Source organism: Niveispirillum fermenti, assembly GCF_052474395.1.
In genome coordinates, this window is record NZ_CP156679.1 from 1,186,363 (window position 1) to 1,205,205 (window position 18,843).

General features: G+C 65.7%; 15 protein-coding genes. 8 read left to right on the top strand and 7 right to left on the bottom strand.

Features of this window, described 5'->3' with window-relative positions; genetic code table 11:
* Positions 1 to 52: 52 nt before the first annotated feature.
* Both ABC728_RS09435 and pth read left to right on the top strand, forming a co-directional pair.
* Entirely contained in the window at positions 53 to 634 is a 582-nt protein-coding gene (locus tag ABC728_RS09435) for a 50S ribosomal protein L25/general stress protein Ctc (RefSeq protein ID WP_416620542.1), read from the top strand.
* Between the two features lie 38 nt (positions 635 to 672).
* Positions 673 to 1,290 carry an aminoacyl-tRNA hydrolase gene (pth, locus tag ABC728_RS09440; RefSeq protein ID WP_416620543.1) on the top strand — a complete coding sequence of 206 codons (618 nt, stop codon included), beginning with the start codon at positions 673 to 675 and terminating at the stop codon, positions 1,288 to 1,290.
* A gap of 18 nt (positions 1,291 to 1,308) precedes the next feature.
* Here pth and ABC728_RS09445 read toward each other — a convergent pair whose 3' ends face one another.
* Positions 1,309 to 1,722, bottom strand: a complete 414-nt coding sequence (locus ABC728_RS09445; RefSeq protein ID WP_416620544.1) for a hemerythrin domain-containing protein — start codon at positions 1,720 to 1,722, stop codon at positions 1,309 to 1,311.
* Between the two features lie 163 nt (positions 1,723 to 1,885).
* Here ABC728_RS09445 and ABC728_RS09450 point away from each other — a divergent pair, with 163 nt between their 5' ends.
* Positions 1,886 to 2,857: an alpha/beta hydrolase gene (locus ABC728_RS09450; protein ID WP_416620545.1), complete on the top strand. Its 972-nt coding sequence runs from the start codon at positions 1,886 to 1,888 to the stop codon at positions 2,855 to 2,857.
* 113 nt (positions 2,858 to 2,970) lie between these two features.
* Positions 2,971 to 4,617 carry a M28 family metallopeptidase gene (locus ABC728_RS09455; RefSeq protein ID WP_416620546.1) on the top strand — a complete coding sequence of 549 codons (1,647 nt, stop codon included), beginning with the start codon at positions 2,971 to 2,973 and terminating at the stop codon, positions 4,615 to 4,617.
* A gap of 184 nt (positions 4,618 to 4,801) precedes the next feature.
* On the opposite strand, the gene ABC728_RS09460 is transcribed toward ABC728_RS09455, so the two are convergent.
* On the bottom strand, positions 4,802 to 7,126 hold the full coding sequence (locus ABC728_RS09460; RefSeq protein WP_416620547.1) for an ATP-dependent helicase: 2,325 nt from the start codon (positions 7,124 to 7,126) through the stop codon (positions 4,802 to 4,804).
* Between the two features lie 251 nt (positions 7,127 to 7,377).
* Entirely contained in the window at positions 7,378 to 8,655 is a 1,278-nt protein-coding gene (gene tyrS / locus ABC728_RS09465; RefSeq protein ID WP_416620548.1) for a tyrosine--tRNA ligase, read from the bottom strand.
* Between the two features lie 82 nt (positions 8,656 to 8,737).
* On the opposite strand from tyrS, the gene ABC728_RS09470 reads away from it, so the two are divergent.
* The 3 genes from ABC728_RS09470 to ABC728_RS09480 all read left to right on the top strand — a co-directional run bounded on the left by ABC728_RS09470 (position 8,738) and on the right by ABC728_RS09480 (position 12,681).
* On the top strand, positions 8,738 to 9,817 hold the full coding sequence (locus ABC728_RS09470; protein WP_416620549.1) for an anhydro-N-acetylmuramic acid kinase: 1,080 nt from the start codon (positions 8,738 to 8,740) through the stop codon (positions 9,815 to 9,817).
* A gap of 135 nt (positions 9,818 to 9,952) precedes the next feature.
* Positions 9,953 to 12,073 (top strand): prolyl oligopeptidase family serine peptidase, encoded by a 2,121-nt coding sequence (locus tag ABC728_RS09475; protein WP_445376361.1) that lies wholly within the window; start codon positions 9,953 to 9,955, stop codon positions 12,071 to 12,073.
* A 59-nt stretch (positions 12,074 to 12,132) separates the two neighbouring features.
* Positions 12,133 to 12,681 carry a DUF1697 domain-containing protein gene (locus tag ABC728_RS09480; RefSeq protein ID WP_416620551.1) on the top strand — a complete coding sequence of 183 codons (549 nt, stop codon included), beginning with the start codon at positions 12,133 to 12,135 and terminating at the stop codon, positions 12,679 to 12,681.
* On the opposite strand, the gene ABC728_RS09485 is transcribed toward ABC728_RS09480, so the two are convergent.
* The 4 genes from ABC728_RS09485 to ABC728_RS09500 all read right to left on the bottom strand — a co-directional run bounded on the left by ABC728_RS09485 (position 12,682) and on the right by ABC728_RS09500 (position 17,565).
* Positions 12,682 to 14,226 carry a malonate--CoA ligase gene (locus ABC728_RS09485; RefSeq protein WP_416620552.1) on the bottom strand — a complete coding sequence of 515 codons (1,545 nt, stop codon included), beginning with the start codon at positions 14,224 to 14,226 and terminating at the stop codon, positions 12,682 to 12,684.
* A gap of 1 nt (position 14,227) precedes the next feature.
* A complete protein-coding gene (mmsB, locus tag ABC728_RS09490) occupies positions 14,228 to 15,115 on the bottom strand; it encodes a 3-hydroxyisobutyrate dehydrogenase (RefSeq protein ID WP_416620553.1) in 888 nt (295 codons plus the stop codon).
* Positions 15,116 to 15,174: 59 nt separating this feature from the next.
* Complete coding sequence (locus ABC728_RS09495; RefSeq protein ID WP_416620554.1) at positions 15,175 to 16,224, bottom strand: enoyl-CoA hydratase/isomerase family protein; 1,050 nt, start codon at positions 16,222 to 16,224, stop codon at positions 15,175 to 15,177.
* Between the two features lie 246 nt (positions 16,225 to 16,470).
* A complete protein-coding gene (locus tag ABC728_RS09500; RefSeq protein WP_445376362.1) occupies positions 16,471 to 17,565 on the bottom strand; it encodes a branched-chain amino acid aminotransferase in 1,095 nt (364 codons plus the stop codon).
* 340 nt (positions 17,566 to 17,905) lie between these two features.
* On the opposite strand from ABC728_RS09500, the gene ABC728_RS09505 reads away from it, so the two are divergent.
* A complete protein-coding gene (locus tag ABC728_RS09505; RefSeq protein WP_416620271.1) occupies positions 17,906 to 18,805 on the top strand; it encodes a LysR family transcriptional regulator in 900 nt (299 codons plus the stop codon).
* Positions 18,806 to 18,843: the final 38 nt, after the last annotated feature.

The following is an 18,843-nucleotide window of genomic DNA, read 5'->3' on the forward strand; positions in this document are numbered from 1 at the left end:
GACCCGACGCGGAAAGCCGCGACCGGGTCTTTTTTCGTACTAGGAGAGTACCATGACCCAGATTATCGCGCTCGCCGCCACGGCCCGCGACCGGGCCGGAAAGGGGACCGCCCGGGCCACGCGCCGTGAAGGCCAGATCCCGGCTGTGATCTACGGCAACAAGGAAAAGCCGGTGATGATCGCCGTCGACTATGCCAAGTTCATCCGTGAACTGCATCGTCCGGGCTTCTTCACCCACCTGTTCGACGTGACGGTGGAAGGCAACACGCACCGCGTGCTGCCTCGCGACGTGCAACTGGACCCGGTCTATGACCGTCCGCTGCATATCGACTTCCTGCGCGTCAGCGACAGCACCGAAATCACCCTGAAGGTGCCGGTGGAATTCCTGAATGCCGATACCTGCCCTGGCCTGAAGAAGGGCGGCGTGCTGAACGTCGTGCGCCACGACATCGAGGTGTTCGCCCGCGCCGGCAACATCCCGGAGAAGATCACGGTGGATCTGGCCGGTGCCGAGGTCGGCGCCTCCATCCACATTTCCTCCGTGACGCTGCCGGAAGGCGTGCGCCCCACGATCGAGGATCGCGACTTCACCGTCGCCACGATCGCCGCCCCGACCGTGAAGGGCGAGGGCTGATCCCAGCCCTTTTGCGACAGCGTATCGGGACCTGACACATGCGCCTGCTGGTCGGACTGGGCAATCCTGGCCCGGAATATGAGCGGCACCGGCATAATGTCGGGTTCATGGCCGTGGATGACATCCATGGCCGACACGGCTTCGGCCCCTGGAAGCGGCGCTTCCAGGGGCTGATCGCCGAGGGGGTGGCCGGCGGGGAGAAATGCTTTCTGCTGAAGCCCCAGACCTTCATGAACCTGTCCGGCCAGTCGGTCGGGGAGGCCATGCGCTTCTACAAGCTGACCCCCGCCCAGGTCATCGCCCTGCATGATGAACTGGATGTGGCACCCGGCAAGATTCGGGTGAAACAGGGCGGCGGGCATGGCGGGCATAACGGCCTGCGTTCCATCGACGACCATATCGGCAAGGATTACTGGCGCGTGCGCATCGGTATCGGCCATCCCGGCGACAAGGACCGGGTGCATGGCTGGGTGCTGGGCAACTTCGCCAAGGCCGACGAGAACTGGCTGCCCAAGCTGCTGGACACGCTGTCGGCCGAACTGCCGTTGCTGGTCAAGGGGGAGCCGGAGAAGTACGCCTCCCGCATCGCGGCCCTGACCGCCCCGCCCAAGCCGCCCCGGCCGCCCAAGCCGGACATGCCGGTGCCCGGCGCCTGATTGTCCGTCATGTGAGCGTCACGCCGCCGTGCGGCTGGCCATCTCCTCGTATCGGGCGTAAAGGATCGCTTCCTCCTTGTGCAGACGCGACTGCAACAGCGCGCTCATGCGGCCGAAATCGACGGCGAATTCCAGGCCCGATCCCCCATCGCGATATTTGTCGAAGAAGGCCAGGACCCGGCCGCCCAGTTCCACCATTTCCGCACTGAACTGTTCCGCCATGGCGGCACGAACGGGATCACGCAGCGCCAAGCGGCGATAGTCAGGATAGAACTCCTCATTCTCCCGCCGGATATGGTCGATGAACAGGTCCCGCGCCGCCAGCAACGTGCGCTGGCCGTCCGGCGTGCCAATGCCCTGACGCCGCACATCCTCCAGTACCCGCTTCAGTTCCGCGTGGTCGTCCTTCAGTCGGGGAACGATCCGGCCCATACTGGCCTCCTTTAAAGATGTATTTTCTATGTAAGTTTATGTGCCGCCGGCCGTGTCGGCGATGTGGCGGGGTGTCGCGGGCAAGCCGCGGGCGCCCTTGCCAGGTGCGGACCGGACGGGCAGATTGTCTACCGGTTACCAACAGCATCGGAAGAGAACGGGCATGGCGGTGTCGCGGCGGGACTGGTTGCGCGGATCAATGATGGCGGCCGGGCTGGCAACAACAACCGGACTGGATCGCACGGCCGGCGCAGGCACGACGGAAAGGGTCGAGATCTGGCCCGGCGGCACTGGTCCGGGCTCCGAAGGTGCTCCGCTGGAACAGCGGATGGTGGCGCGCAGCCACGATCCGGCACGGCCCGACCGCTACATGGAGGGCATCACACGCCCCTTTCTCACCATTTACCGCCCGGCCCGGCCCGATGGCCGCGCCCTGCTGATCATTCCGGGTGGCGGCTATCAGCGGGTCGTGGTCGACAAGGAAGGGGGCGAGGTGGGCCCCTTGCTGGCCGCACGGGGATTCACCTGCTTCGTCCTGACCTACCGTCTGCCGGGGGAGGTGCCGCAACACGGACCCGCCGTTGCCCTGCAGGATGCCCAGCGCGCCATGCGCGTGATCCGCAGCCAGGCCGGGATATTCGGCATCGACGGCGGGGCGCCGGGCGTCATGGGCTTTTCCGCCGGCGGGCATGTGGCCGCCATGCTGGGCACGCGGCATGCCGACACAACCTATGCCGCCGTGGATCAGGCCGACCGGCTGCCGGCGCGACCGGCCCGGCTGGCGCTGATCTATCCCGTCATCGGGATGGGGACATCCATGGCGCATCGCGGCTCCCGCGACCGCCTGCTGGGCCCCAGCCCGACGGCGGCCATGGTGGAACGCTGGTCTGCCGATCATCAGGTGACCACCGACACGCCCCCCGTCTTTCTGCTCCACGCCACGGATGACCAGGCGGTGCTTCCAGAGAACAGCCTGGCCTTCCACGCGGCCTGCCGCCGGGCCGGCGTGCCGGCGGAGCTGCACCTCTATCCGAAGGGTGGGCACGGGTTCGGGCATGGTGATCGCATCGCCGCAGACAATCCGCTGCGGCGCTGGCCGGACCTGTTCCTGGAATGGCAGGCCCCGGCGGGTTGATCCGGACCGGCACGGCGTGGAACCCGCATGGCTTGGCCGCTGCGCGGGATCGGGCGTATAGCTTGGGACATCAAAGGCAATCCAACGACATCCCCAAGGGAGTATCCCGCCGCATGAAATATCTGCTTCTCGCAACGGCTGCGCTCTGGTCGACCGTCGCCTTCGCCGCCGAACCGCACTTCGACATGGGCCGCTTTTCCGGCGATGTGCGCACCCTGTCCAGCGACGCCTTCGAAGGGCGGGCACCGGCCACGGCCGGCGAGGCCCGGACCCTCGAATTCCTCATCGACCGCATGGCGGCGGCCGGGCTGGAACCGGGCGGCACACCGGGTCCGGACGGGAAACGCAGCTGGACCCAGGACGTCCCGCTGCTGATGGCCGACATCGCAGGCCGTCCGTCCGTCGCCCTGACCGCGGGCGGGCACACCCTCACCCTGAACCAGGGACAGGAGGTGGCCGTGCGGGCCGCGCTGACCGGAGACAAGCGCGTATCGCTGACCGACGCGCCACTGGTCTTCGTGGGCTATGGCGTGAAGGCACCGGAACGGAACTGGGACGATTTCAAAGGCATGGACCTGAAGGGCAAGATCCTGGTCGTGCTGGTGAACGATCCCGATTTCGAAGGGGGCGACGGCGATTTCGGCGGCAAGGCCATGACCTATTACGGCCGCTGGACCTACAAGTACGAGGAAGCCGCCCGCCAGGGCGCCGCCGGTGTCCTGATTGTGCATGAGACGGCCCCGGCCTCCTATGGCTGGGCCACGGTGGCCAGTTCCAACACCAACACCATGTTCGACATCGTCCGGCAGGAACCACGCGCCGCCCACACGCCCATGGAAGCGTGGATACAGCGCGATGTGGCCGTCAACCTGTTCAAGGCCGCCGGCCTGGATTTCGAGAAGGCCCGCGTCGCGGCCCGCAAGGCCGATTTCCAGCCCATCCCGCTGAAGGCCACCCTGTCCGCCGACTATGAGGTGACGGCCCGGGTGATCACATCGAAGAACGTACTGGGCCGTCTGCCGGGAACCGAGCGGCCGGATGAGACCGTGATCTATTCCGGCCATTGGGACCATATCGGCATGGGCGAGCCCGATGCACGGGGCGACCGTATCTTCAACGGCGCCATGGACAATGCGACCGGCATCGCCGCCATGCTGGAACTGGCCCGCGCCTTCAAGGCCGCCCCGCCCACCCCACGGTCCATCGTGTTCCTGGCCGTTACCGCGGAGGAGAAGGGCCTGCTCGGTTCCTCCTACTATGCCGACAATCCTGTCTGGCCGCTGGCCCGGACGGTTGGTGTCATCAACATGGATTCCATCGTCGGGCCGGGCCCCGCCCGCGATTTCACCATTTCCGGTCAGGCCAGGCTGGACCTGCTCGACCTGCTGATCGCGGAAGGCAGGAAGCGGGACCGCACCTATACGCCCGACCCGAAGGTGGAGGCCGGCGGCTTCTTCCGGTCCGACCATTTCCCCTTCGCCAAGCGCGGCGTACCGGCCCTGTCCTTCGGACCGGGGATCGACCTGCTGGAAGGCGGCGTGGATGCCGGGCGGCAATGGCGTGACGCCTATACGCGCGACAAGTACCATCAGCAATCCGACGAATGGTCGGCTGACTGGAACCTGGATGGCACGAAGCGCGACCTTGGCCTGCTATACGCCGTGGGGCGCGGGCTGGCGGACGGCACGGCCTGGCCGAACTGGAGCGGCGACAGCGAGTTCCGCGCCGCGCGCGATGCCAGCGCCGCCGAACGCCGGTGATGCCCATTCCTTCGCGCCGGACACCCCGTCCGGCGCGGGTTCATACGTATCTGCATTGATCAGAACCTATGGTCCTGATCAATGCCTCCTTCATGCGCCGGGCGCCGCCATCCGGCGGCTGGGCTTGTGCGCGCATGGGCGCGCCAACCAAGGTGCGATGAGTTCAACTCACCGCAACTTTGTATCAGCCGGCCTGATCGGCCGGCACCACGAAGCTGTCCATCACCTTCTTGATGCCCGCCACGTCGAAGCTGATCTCCAGCTTGTCATTCTCCACAGCCTTGACCGTGCCGTACCCGAATTTCTGGTGGAAGACGCGGTCGCCCGGATTGAAGGCGCGGTCGGGCCGGCGGCGGGCTGTCACATCCACGGCCGTGCCCTCGATCAGCCGGCCGCCGCGCGCCGGGGCCTGGGCTGCTTTCTGGCCCATGCGATTGAACCGGTCGCCGAAGCCCCCGGCATTCTTCCAGCCACCACCGAATCCGCCCCCATAGGCGCTTTCGCGCATCGCACCGCCGAATCCGGCACCGCCGATGCCGGGATTATTCTCCGTCTCGATATGCTCCGCCGGCAATTCATCGACGAAGCGTGACGGAATGGCCGTGGCCCATGTGCCATGGATGCGACGGTTGGCGGCATGGCTGATATGGACGCGGCGGCGGCCGCGCGTGATGCCGACATAGGCCAGCCGCCGTTCCTCCTCCAGGCCCGCAATGCCGTTTTCGTCCAGGGTCCGCTGGCTGGGAAAGACGCCCTCCTCCCATCCCGGCAGGAACACCACGTCGAATTCCAGCCCCTTGGCGCCGTGCAGGGTCATCAGCGATACCTGTTCGTCGCCGGACCCCTGGGCATTTTCCATCACCAGCGAGACATGTTCCAGGAACCCGGTCAGGTTCTCGAACTCGCCCATGGCGTTGATCAATTCCTTCAGATTATCCAGCCGGCCGGGCGCCTCGGGGCTCTTGTCCTCCTGCCACATGCGGGTATAGCCGCTTTCGTCCAGCACGGTCCGGGCCAGTTCCCCTTGGGGCACCCGGTCGATCAACGACTGCCAGCGGAAGAAATCCTGCAACAGCGCCGACAGTGTGCTGCGCATCTTGGGCTTCAGCTCATCGGTCTGCGACAATTTCCATGCCGCCTCCATCAGCGGCACGCCCATGGCGCGGGCTGCGATGTAAAGCTGCTGGATCGTGGCGGCCCCGATGCCGCGCTTGGGCACGTTGATGATACGCTCGAACGCCAGATCGTCCTCCGGACTGGCCAGCACGCGCAGATAGGCCAGCGCATCACGGATTTCCTGGCGTTCATAGAAACGCGGCCCCCCGATGACACGGTAGGGCAGACCCAGTGTGATGAACCGCTCCTCGAATTCGCGCGTCTGGAAGCCGGCGCGGACCAGCACGGCCACCTGGCCCAGACTGACACCCTTGCGCTGCTGCGCCTCGATCTCCTCACCGACCCAGCGGGCCTCCTCCTCCGCATCCCAAAGGCCGCGGACGCGGACCTTCTCCCCGCCATCGGTCTCCGTCCAGAGCTGCTTGCCCAGCCGGCCTTGATTATTGGCGATAATGCCGTGCGCTGCCCCCAGGATATGGGCGGTGGAGCGGTAATTCTGTTCCAGGCGGATGACCTGGGCGCCGGGAAAATCATGCTCGAACCGCAGGATGTTCCCCACCTCCGCCCCGCGCCAGCCATAAATCGACTGATCATCATCACCCACGCAGCAGATGTTCCGGTGCGACTGCGCCAGCAGCCGCAGCCAGAGATACTGGGCCACGTTGGTGTCCTGATACTCGTCCACCAGGATATATCTGAAGCGGTTCTGGTACTCGATCAGTACGTCAGCATGCTGCTGGAACAGCGTGATGTTATGCAGCAGCAGGTCACCGAAATCGCAGCAATTCAGGCTTAGCAGCCGGTCCTGATATTGCCTGTAGATGGAGAGAATGCGGCCATTGGCAGCATCGCCGGCATCTTCCGGCTTCAACTTGTCCGGGGTCAGTGCCCGGTCCTTCCAGCGTTCGATGATGGACAGCAGCAGGCGTGCCGGCCATTTCTTGGCATCGATATTTTCCGCCTCCATCAATTGCTTGATCAGGCGGATCTGGTCATCGGTGTCCAGAATGGTGAAACTGGGCTTCAGGCCGACCCGTTCGGCATGCCGGCGCAGGATACGGGCGGCCAGCGAATGGAAGGTGCCCATCCACCAGCCTTCCGACTGCCCGCCCAGCAAATTATCCACGCGGTCCCGCATCTCCCTTGCGGCCTTGTTGGTGAAGGTCACCGTCAGGACGTTCCATGGACTGACCCGGCGGGACAGCAGCAGATGCGCCAGCCGGGTGGTCAGCACGCGCGTCTTACCGGTGCCCGCACCGGCCAGGACCAGCACAGGGCCGTCCAGCGCCTCCACCGCCTGCTGCTGGACGGGATTCAAACCCTCCAGATAGGGGCGGTGCGCGGTCGCGGGCGGGCGCGTCGGATACGGTTCGTCGATCAGATCGTCAATCATGATAGGGAGAACATATACAGAATTGTCACGCATGACAAAGGGATCACGCCGATCGGTACGCGCGTGCAAGTCTATATTATTTCTCCCGTTTCCGGCTGAGCCCGTCAGACGCGACGGCGGCAGCCTGCGCCGCACGCCACGATCTGCATCCATCCGGCATCCGGGCGGATGGGCCGGTGTCGCGAGCACCGTCCCACCTTCTCCCGGCGATCAGTCACCTCTTCCCGCCTGACCAGGAAGACGTGACTGGATCACACCAGCTTCACCAGCGCATGGCGCTTCTTGCCGGCCGACAGCTTGATGAGGCCGTCATCGCCGACATGAGACGCGAACAGCTTGTATGCCTCGTCCGACACGGCGCCGTCATTGACCTTCACGCCATTGCCCTTGATCAGGCGGCGCGCCTCGCCCTTGCTGGCCGACAGGCCGGCCTGGACCATCAGGTCGGCCAGATAGGCACCGTCGGCCAGGGCGGCCGCGCCCATCTCGATGGTGGGCAGCCCTTCGGCGGCGGCCCCTTCCTCGAACGTCCGGCGGGCGGTCTCCGCAGCCTGTTCGGCGGCATCGCGCCCGCGCACCAGGGCCGTCACCTCGGTGGCCAGGATCTTCTTGGCCTCGTTGATCTCTGCCCCTGCCAGGGCGCCCAGGCGCGCGATCTCGTCCAGCGGCAGTTCGGTGAACAGCTTCAGGAAGCGGACAACGTCCGCATCCTCCGTATTGCGCCAGTACTGCCAGAAATCCAGGTTCGACAGCCGGTCCTCGTTCAGCCAGACCGCACCGGCCGCCGTCTTGCCCATCTTGGCACCCGACGCCGTGGTCAGCAGCGGGCAGGTGAAGCCGAACAGGTCCACCTGCGCGATGCGGCGGCCCAGTTCCACGCCATTGACAATGTTGCCCCACTGATCACTGCCGCCCGTCTGGAGCAAGCAGCCGTAGCGGCGGCTCAGTTCCACGAAATCATAGGCCTGCAGGATCATGTAGTTGAATTCAAGGAAGGTCAGCGGCTGTTCACGATCAAGGCGCAGCTTGACCGAGTCGAAAGTCAGCATGCGGTTGATGGTGAAATGCCGGCCGACATCGCGCAGGAAGGGGATGTATTCCAGCTTGTCCAGCCAGTCGGCGTTGTTGACCAGCCGCGCCGTGCCGGGGGCGCCGTCACCAAAGGTGAACAGGCGATCGAACACGGTGCGGATCTTGGCGATATTGGCATTGATATCGTCATCGGAAAGCAGCCGGCGCGTCTCGTCCCGGCCCGACGGGTCGCCCACCTTGGTGGTGCCGCCCCCCATCAGCAGGATGGGATTGTTGCCGGTCCTGCCCAGCCAGCGCTGGATCATGGTCGGCAGCAGGTGGCCGACATGCAGGCTGTCGGCCGTCGCGTCATAGCCGTTATAGGCGGTGACGGGGCCTGCCAGCAGTTTCTTGTCCAGTGCCTCAAGGTCGGTGGCCTGATGATAATAGCCACGCTCCACCATCACGCGCAGGAATTCGGACTTGATGCTCGCGGGGACGGTGGTGGTCGTGCTCATCTTCCATAGCCTTGAAGTTCGGGAATGGCCCAATCGGCCCTGGGCGTGGTAGCACATCCCGACGCCTAGAACATGGTGCGTGATGGCATTGCAGCGTTTCCTGACCATCGGACTGATGAGCGGCACATCGATGGATGGCATCGATGCCGCGCTGATCCGCACCGATGGCCACGGCCAGGTCGAACCGGTGGGTTTCACCTTCACCCCCTATCAGCCCGCATTCCGGGCCCGCCTGCGCGCCGTGCTGGGTGGCGGGGGCGATGTGGGGGCCGTGGAACAGGAAGTGACCGACCTGCATGGCGACGCCGTCATGGCCCTGCTGCGCGCGCATGATCTGACGCCGCGTTCGATCGACCTGATCGGGTTCCATGGGCACACCATCCTGCATGCCCCGGACCGGCGGCATACCTGGCAAATCGGCGATGGCGCCCGGCTGGCGGCCGCCACCGGCATCGATGTGGTGCATGATTTCCGCACCGCCGATGTGAAGGAAGGCGGCCAGGGCGCGCCGCTGGTTCCGCTGTACCACCAGGCTCTGGCCGGCAACCTGGAACGGCCCCTGGCCATCTTGAATATCGGCGGGGTGGCCAACGTCACCTGGCTGGGGGAAGGCCCGCTGGATGTCGTGGCCTTCGATACGGGTCCCGGCAATGCCCTGATCGATGATCTTGTCCTGTCGCGCACGGGCGCCGCCTATGATGAAGGGGGGCGGATCGCGGCAGGCGGCACGGTTGATCACGACCTGCTGGCCCGGCTGCTGGATCACCCCTATTTCAACGCCCCGCCGCCCAAATCGCTGGATCGCGACGCCTGGGTACGGCTGGCGCTGACCAACCAGGCGACACCGGATGCCGCCGCCACGCTCACGGCCTTCACCGTGGAAAGCATCGCGCGGGCACTGGACCACCTGCCCGCACCACCCCGGCGCTGGCTGGTCTGCGGTGGAGGGCGGCATAATGCAGTGCTGATGGCCGGCCTCGCCGCCCGCCTGGGCGTACCCGTGGCGCCCGTCGACGGGCTGGGCTGGAACGGCGACGCGCTGGAGGCGGAGGCCTTCGCCTATCTGGCGGTGCGCTCGCGCCTGGGCCTGCCGCTGTCGCTGCCCGGAACGACGGGCGTGCCAGCCCCGCTGACGGGCGGGCGCTTCCATCCGGGCCGGTGATTTGTTTCGGCTTTGTATCAGCCGCTGACCGGCACCCGCGACGATGGTACGCAGATACCAAGGACCGGTGGCTTAGGACGGCCCCGGCGCAAACGGACAGTGGGACAGCGGTACATGAAACTGCGGAGCTTTCTGATGACGGCAGCGGCCCTGATCGCCCTGACGGCGACCCCGGTATCGGCCAATGGCACCAGCCCGGGCGGCAGCCATCCCTTCGCCGATGAACAGGCCCGGCTGGACCCGTTCGCCTGGCTGGAAGCGGTGGAGGGCGAAAAGGCCCTGGACTGGAGCCGGCAGCATAATGACCGGACCTTTGCCCGCCTGAAGAACGACCCGCGGTTCGAGCCCGTGCGGGCCGAGGCGGAAAAGGTGCTGACGGCGCGGGACCGCATCGCCTATGGCCGGCTGGAAGGTGGCAAGGTCGATAATTTCTGGCAGGACCAGACGCAGGTCCGCGGTATCTGGCGGCGGACCACGCTGGACAGCTATCGCGCCGCCGAGCCGGATTGGGACGTGGTGCTGGATATCGACAAATTGTCGAAGGACGAGGGCAGGAACTGGGTCTACAAGGGCCATAACTGCTTCGGGGCCGATGCCAACCGCTGCCTTGTCCACCTGTCCGACGGCGGCAAGGACGCCGTCGTCGTGCGCGAGTTCGATGTCGCCACGAAAAGCTTCGTCCAGGGTGGGTTCCAGCTTCCCGAATCCAAGCAGACCATCGACTGGCTGGACCAGAACACGTTGCTGGTCGCCACCGATTTCGGCCCCGGCAGCATGACGGACAGCGGCTATGCCCGGCAGGTGCGCCTGTGGAAGCGCGGCACCGACCTGGCCACGGCTCCCATCCTGCTGGAAGTGGGGCAGAAGGATGTCTGGGCCCGCCCCTATGCCGTGCACCGTCCGGAGGGCAGCACGATCCTTCTGCAGCGCGGCCCCGATTTCTTCACCGAGGAATGGCACGTGCTGGGCACCGACGGCAAGCTGGCCAAGTTGGCCCTGCCGCTGGGCGTGGACCTGAAGGGCGTCATGGATGGCGACCTGATCGTCGCCCTGCGTGCCGACTGGTCGGTGGCCGGTCAGGACCTGAAGAAGGGCGATCTGGTGGCCGTGCCGCTGTCCCAGGCCGCGGCCGGCACGATCACGCGCGTCGATCTGATCCATTCGCCGGGCGAAACGGCGGCCATCCAGGGTGTCGGCATCGCCAGGGATGCCATCTATCTGGACCTGCTGGACAATGTCACCGGCAAGCTGCTGGAAACCCGCAAGGGGGCCGGCGGCTGGACGGGCAAGGAGATCGGCCTGCCGGCCAATGGCAGCCTGTCCATCGTGTCCACCGACGGGCACAGCACCGATGTGCTGGTCAACTACACCAACTTCCTGCAGCCCGACACGCTGTATCTGCTGCCGGGCGGCGGCACGCCGGAAGCCATCAAGTCCCTGCCCGCCCGGTTTGACGCCAGCCCGTTCACGGCGGAGCAACGCTTCGCCACATCCAAGGACGGGACACGGGTGCCCTATTTCATCGTCCATCGCAAGGACATGAAGGCAGACGGGGAAAACCCGACCCTGCTCTATGGCTATGGCGGGTTCGAGATTTCGATGACGCCCGCCTATATGTCGGCCATGGGCAAGGGCTGGCTGGAACAGGGCGGCACCTATGTCGTGGCCAATATCCGGGGCGGCGGTGAATTCGGCCCCCGCTGGCATCAGGCCGCCCTGAAGGAGAACCGCCAGCGCGCCTATGATGATTTCCAGGCCGTGGCAGAGGATCTGATCCGCACCCGTGTCACCAAGCCCGCCCGCCTGGGCATCCAGGGCGGGTCGAATGGCGGGCTGCTGACGGGCGTCACCATGACCCAGCGGCCGGACCTGTTCGGCGCCGTGATCGTGGCCGTGCCGCTGCTGGACATGCTGCGTTACCACACGCTGCTGGCCGGCGCGTCGTGGATGGGCGAATATGGCGACCCTGAAATCCCGGCCGAACGGTCATGGATCGCACGTTACAGCCCGTATCAGAACCTGCGCGCCAATGCCCGATACCCGGAGGCCTTCGTCTACACCTCCACCAAGGATGACCGTGTGCATCCGGGCCATGCCCGCAAGTTCGTGGCCCGGATGGAGGAGCAGGGGCACAAGGTCATCTATTACGAGAATATCGAGGGCGGCCATTCCGCCGCCGCCAACCTGAAGCAGCGGGCCGAGGTGACAGCCCTGCAGATCGTCTACCTGACGCAAAAGCTGATCGACGGGAAATAAGCGGTGGCGGGGTGGGTTTCCCCCACCCCGCCATCGCCATTCCATCATGGAGGCACCCGATGGCCACCCTCGCCTGCCTGCTGCGCGGCATCAATGTCGGCGGCAACAAGATCGTGAAGATGGCCTTGTGGAAGCAGCTTTACGAGGAGATGGGCTTCACCCGCGTGCGCACCCTGCTGCAAAGCGGCAACCTCCTGTTCGACGGCGCGGATGTGGCGGAAGATCGCGGCGATCTGGCCCGGCGGCTGGAGGGGGCTTTCAAGGATCGGTTCGGCTTCCACGCCGACCATGTCCTGCGGGACGGGGGGCAGCTTGCCGCCGCCATCCGGGACAATCCTTTTCCCGATGCGGCGGCCGGCAGCCCCAGCCACCTGCTGGTCTTCTTCCTGGCCGCCGCCCCCACGGCGGAAGGGGCCGCACGGCTGGCCGCCCTGGAAACCGGGCCCGACCGGCTGCACCTGTCCGGCGACCGGCTCTATGTGCATTTCCTGAACGGGGCCGGCCGAGCCGCGCTGGACCCCGTCAAGGTCCTGCGGGCGATGGGCGTGTCGGGCACGTCGCGCAACTGGACAACCCTGGGCCGGCTCGCCGGCCTGGCGGCCGCGTGATCAATCGGCAAAGGCGGCCTTGTGCTGTTCGCGCAAGGCCGCCTTCTGCACCTTGCCCATCTGGTTGCGCGGCAATTCATCCACGAACCAGATGCGCTTTGGAACCTTGAAATTGGCCAGTTCACCCTTCACATGGCCGATGATGGCGGCTTCTGTCACGTCGTCACGGCCCGGCTTCCTCTGGATCACGGCGGCCACGGCCTCCCCGAAATCGGGATGGGGCAGACCGATGACCGCACTTTCAACGACGCCATCAATGGCATCCAGCACGGTCTCCACCTCCTTGGGATAGACGTTGAACCCGCCACAGATCACAAGATCCTTGGCCCGGCCCACGATGTGGACATAGCCGCGCGCATCCACCCTGCCCACATCGCCGGTGATGAAGAACCCGTCGGCGCGCATGTCTTCCGCCGTCTTCTCCGGCTTGCGCCAATAGCCCTTGAACAGGTTGGGGCCCCTGATCTCGATCTGCCCGATCCCGTCGGTCGCCACGGGGGCGCCCGTGTCGTCGGTGATGCGCAGGTCAACACCCGGCAGGGGAAAGCCCACGGTGCCTGGCACGCGCTCTCCATCCAGCGGGTTGGACGTGATCATGCCGGCTTCCGTCATGCCGTACCGTTCCAGGATGGCGTGTCCCGTCCGTTCGGAGAATTCCCGGTGCGTATCGGCCAGCAATGGGGCCGAGCCGCTGATGAACAGGCGCATATGGGCGGCAAGGTCATGTGTGAAGCCGGCATGCGTCAGCAGCCGTGTATAGAAGGTGGGCACCCCCATCAGCACGCTGGCGCGCGGCAGCAGTTCCACCACCCTGTCGGCATCGAATTTCGACAGGAACAGCATGGACCCGCCATTCAGCAGGGTCGTATTCGTGGCCACGAACAGCCCATGCACATGGAAGATGGGCAAGGCATGCAACAACACGTCACCCGGCACGAAACCCCACAATGCATGCAGGGTCAGGGCATTGGACGCCAGATTCCCATGGCTGGTCATAGCACCTTTGGACCGGCCGGTCGTTCCGGAAGTGTAAAGAATGGCGGCAAGATCGTCTTCCGCCATCATTACGGTATCGAAATCATCCGGCAGGTCGATGGCCATGTCGGGCAGCGTGCCGTCGGCGGCCACGCCGAGTGTCACCACCTGCGGCACACCGCATTGCGATGCCAGATCGGCCAGGGCGACCCGATCCTCCGGCCGGCAGACAAACAGGGCGGGTGCCGCATCCTCCAGGAAATAGCGGATCTCGCCCTTCTGATAGGCGGTGTTCAGCGGCAGGTAGACCGCACCCAGCCGCAGGGTGGCTAGGTAGAGGAAAAGGTTTTCCGGGCTTTTCTCCACCTGCACGGCCACCCGGTCGCCCCGCCCGACGCCCAGGCCGGCCATGGCATGGGCGAAGCGGGCGGAGATGGAGGCGACGTCGGCATAGCTGTACCAGACGCCGGCCCGCGGACCATCCTCCACCGTCAGGAACCGGGACTGGGGATCGGCGGGAAAGCGGCTTTCGAACAGATGGTAGAGATTGCCGCTTTTCACGCCGGTCATGTCATTTCCCCTGAAGCATCTTGACGATGGCGGAGAAGTCCAGACCCCCGTTCCCCGCCGCGGAGAATAGCTGATACAGCGCTGCGGCCTGCGCGCCAAGGGGGGTGGAAGCGCCGCTGCTGCCCGCGGCCTGCTGGGCCAGCTTCAGATCCTTCAGCATCATGTCCACGGCGAAGCCCGGCGCATAGTCCCGGTTGGCGGGAGAGGTGGGCACAGGCCCCGGCACCGGGCAATAGCTGGTCAGCGACCAGCACTGACCCGACGAGGTGCTGGCAATGTCGAACAGCTTCTGCCGTTCCAGCCCCAGCTTGTCGGCCAGGGCGAACGCCTCCGACACAGCGATCATGGAAATGCCCAGCACCATGTTGTTGCAGATCTTGGCGGCCTGGCCCGTGCCCGGCCCGCCGGCATGCACGATATTCTTGCCCATCAGCGACAGGAAGGGCCTGGCCTTGTCGAAGGCGGCATCCGTCCCGCCGACCATGAAGGTCAGGGTGCCGGCCGCCGCCCCGCCCGTGCCACCGGACACGGGCGCATCGACCATGAAATGGCCGGCCTTCTCCGCCTGTGCCGCCACGGCGCGGGCGCTGTCCACATCGATGGTGGAACTGTCGATGAACAGAGTGCCGGGGCGGGCCCGCTCGATCACGCCGCCCGGATTGCCGTAAACGGCCCGCACATGCGGGCCGGCCGGCAGCATGGAAACGACCACATCGGCCACAGCCGCAGCATCGCCGGCGGACCTGCCCGTATCGATCCCTGCCTCGGCGGCGGCGGCGATGTTGGCCGGCGCCAGATCGACGCCCAGCACCGCATGGCCGCCCTTCAGCAGGTTGCGGGCCATGGGCAGACCCATATTGCCCAAGCCGATGAACAGGATGGTGGCCATGGTCGTTTCCTCCTTGGTTGGTTGCGCCCGCCGGTCACGACCAGGCTGCCGGCTTCACATCAGAATTCCAGGTCCCCGCCCGGTGGCACCGCGAAATAGGCGGCGACATCGGCCGGCTTCACATCGACCAGCCTGGCCGGGTTCCATTTCGGGTTCTTGTCCTTGTCGACCAGCAGGGCGCGGATGCCTTCATAGAAATCGTGGCCGTCCATGACGGCCTGCGTCATGCGATATTCCAGGCGCATGCAATCGTCGAAATCCAGTTCGGCCCCCCGGCGCAACTGCTCGAACGTCACCTTCAGGCTGGTGGGCGACATGGACAGGATGGTCTGCGCCACCTGATCGGCCCAGCCGCTGCCCTGCGACAGCAGGGCGGCCAGAATGCCCTCCATGTCAGGCGCGTCGAAACAGTCATCGATCATGGCCCGATGGCCGGCCAGCGCCGGTTCGCCCATCGGCACGGCGTGGGAGGCCAGAACCTGTTCCACATCGTCGGCATTGGCCAGCGCCGCCTCAATCTCGTCCAGCGATGCGCTGGCGGCGCTGTGGGTCGCGATACCGGTATAAAGCAGATCGGCCGCCGTGACCCGTGCCCCCGTCAGCCCCAGATAGAGGCCCAGACGGCCCGGCAGGCGGGGCAGGAACCAGGTGCCACCGACATCCGGAAACAGACCGATACCCGTTTCCGGCATGGCCAGCAGGGTCTTTTCCGTCACCACGCGATGGCTGCCATGGACCGACAGACCCACGCCGCCACCCATTGTGATGCCATCCATCAGCGCGATATAGGGCTTGGGAAAGCGCTTGATCTTGCGGTTCAGCCGGTATTCGCCACCGAAGAACGCGCGGGTCAGCGATCCGTCGCCCTGTCCCTGCTGGCGGGCACGGCCGGCATCCCACACGGCGCGCACATCACCGCCGGCACAGAAGGCACGGTCGCCGGCACCGCGGATCACCACGGCCTTGATGGCCGGATCGGCGGCCCAGGCGTCCAGTGCCGGGGAAATGACATCCACCATGCCCAGCGTCAGCGCGTTCAGCGCCTTGGGCCGGTTCAACAGGATGTGACCGATGGCACCGCGCACGGTGCAAAGCACTTCCTCGCTCAAAACCCATCCTCCCTTTCAATCGCAATGGCCGAGGCTTTCCGGGAGCCATTCTATAGCGCCATTGCGACCAGCGCTGCGATCAAAGCAGTAGCATTGCGGGGTTGCGCACATCCATGCGAAGTTCGCCGCCGCCGATGTGCGCAATTTCCCATGCATCCGGTCCTGCCCGCCTCTGGACGCAAAACGGCCCCTCCCCGGATGGGGAAGGGCCGCAGCGAAAACAACTGAGGAGAACCGGGGAGCGGGTCAGAGAGCGACCTTGTGCCGCCAGGAATAGGGATCATCCGTTTCCCCGCGTTGGATGGCGGTGAGCCGCGTCCTGAGGCTTCTTGTGACCTCGCCGTCGGTGCCGCCGCCGATGGTGAAGCTGCCATCCTTGTAGCGGACGGTGCCGATGGCGGAGACGACAGCGGCGGTGCCGCAGGCAAAGACCTCGCGCAGGCGGCCGCTGGCCGCGTCCTGGCGCCACTGGTCGAAGGAATAGAGGCTTTCCTGCACGCTCATCCCCTGACCACGGGCCAGCCTGATAATGCTGTCGCGGGTGATGCCGGGCAGGATGGTCCCGGTGAGCGGCGGGGTCAGCAGCGTGCCATCGTCGAAGACGAAGAACACGTTCATGCCGCCCAGTTCCTCCACCCACTTCTTCTCCGCCGCGTCCAGGAACACCACCTGGTCGCAGCCCTGGCGGATGGCCTCGGCCTGGGCGATCAGGCTGGCCGCGTAATTGCCACCGCACTTGGCAGCCCCCGTGCCCCCGGCCGCCGCGCGGGTATAGTCCGTCGAGGCCCAGACCGACACCGGCTTGGCCCCGCCCTTGAAATAGGCGCCGACCGGGCAGGCCACGACGCAGAAAATGTAGCTGGCCGCCGGGCGCACACCCAGAAAGCTCTCATTGGCGAACATGAAGGGCCGCAGATAGAGGCTGCCCCCCTCCTCCTTCGGGATCCAGTCGGCATCGGTCCGCACCAGCGTTTCCACCGCCTCCAGGAAAAGCTGCTCGGGCAGGTCCGGCATCGCCATGCGCGCCGCAGAGCGTTGAAAACGCCGCGCATTCTCCAGCGGGCGGAAAAGCACCACCTCCCCATCCGCTGTCCGATACGCCTTCATCCCCTCGAATATCTCCTGCGCGTAATGCAGGACGGACGCCGCAGGGTCCAGCGTGAACGGACCCCGCGCCCGCAACTGGCCATCGTGCCAGCCCTTCTCCGCAGACCATTCGATCGTGACCATATGGTCGGAGAAGACCTTCCCGAAACCCGGATCGGCGATCAACCCCGCACGGACATCGGCCGGCGTCGGGGAAGCATGGGGAACGTGGCGGATGTCGATAGTGGCACTCATTTGCCCGGATTCTCCAGAATGCGAATGGAGGAACAGCCCGGAGGATGGACCGGCACGGCCCCGTGGGTCCACCCTCTTTGCGCCATTGCCCGCTATGCGTGTCCCACCACCGGGCCATCGGCCGGCACCGGGCAGGTGCGGCCGGCGGCCTTGTGCGGGGTTTGCCCTCTTTAAGCCGAAACGGACCACCGCGTCATCATTATTACGATTGTGCGCTGCGGCGGGTTCCCGGCCCGCACCGCACAAAAGACGGGCGGTGACGCCCTGAACATTGCGTGGATACGCACATGCGTGCAAATTCAAACCTGTTTCGATGTGCGCATTTTCCCATGGATGTGGAATGGCCAGCCGGTTTGACTGGGATGATTTGCAATCCTTCCTGGCTGTGGCGCGGTCGGGGCGGCTGACCCTGGCCGCCCGGCGCATGGGGGTGGACCATACGACCCTGGGCCGGCGCCTGACATCGCTGGAACATGCGCTGGGGGCCACCCTGTTCGAGCGCCATGCCACCGGTTACAGCCTGACGCAGCAGGGGGAAACGCTGCTGCGCAATGCGGAAGCCATGGAAGGCATGGCGCTGACCATCATGGAGCAACTGGCCGGATCGGGGGCGAAACTGTCGGGGGCCGTGCGCATCGGCGCGCCCGACGGATTCGGCAGTTTCTTCCTGGCACCGCGCATCGGCCGGCTGGGGGCGGCACATCCGGACCTGGAAGTGCAGCTTGTGGCCATGCCGCGGCTGTTCAGCCTGTCCAAGCGCGAAGCCGACATCGCCATCACCGTCGCCCAGCCGGAAGCCGGTCGCCTGCATGCCCGCAAGCTGACCGATTATGAACTGGGCCTTTACGCCTCCCGCACCTATCTGGAGACGGCCGCCCCGATCCGGGGTACGGGCGATCTGGCCGCCCACCGTTTCATTTCCTATATCGACGACCTGCTTTATTCCCCGGAACTGGATTATGTCCCGCAGGTGTCACGCGACATCAGGCCCTATCTGAAAAGCGCCAGCCTGGTGGCGCAGTTCCGCGCGGTGCAGGCCGGCAGCGGCGTCGCCATCCTGCCCTGTTTCATGGTGGCGGGGGAACAGGATCTGGTCCGGCTGCTGCCGGCAGAGGTCAAGCTGATGCGCAGCTTCTGGCTGGTGATGCATTCCGACGTGCGGCATCTGTCGCGCATCCGCGTCACGGCCGAGTTCATCGCAGAGGAAGTACATCGCAACGCCCGACTGTTCCATGGTTAACGAAATCTTGACGAAATGATGACAGCAGGTACCATCCC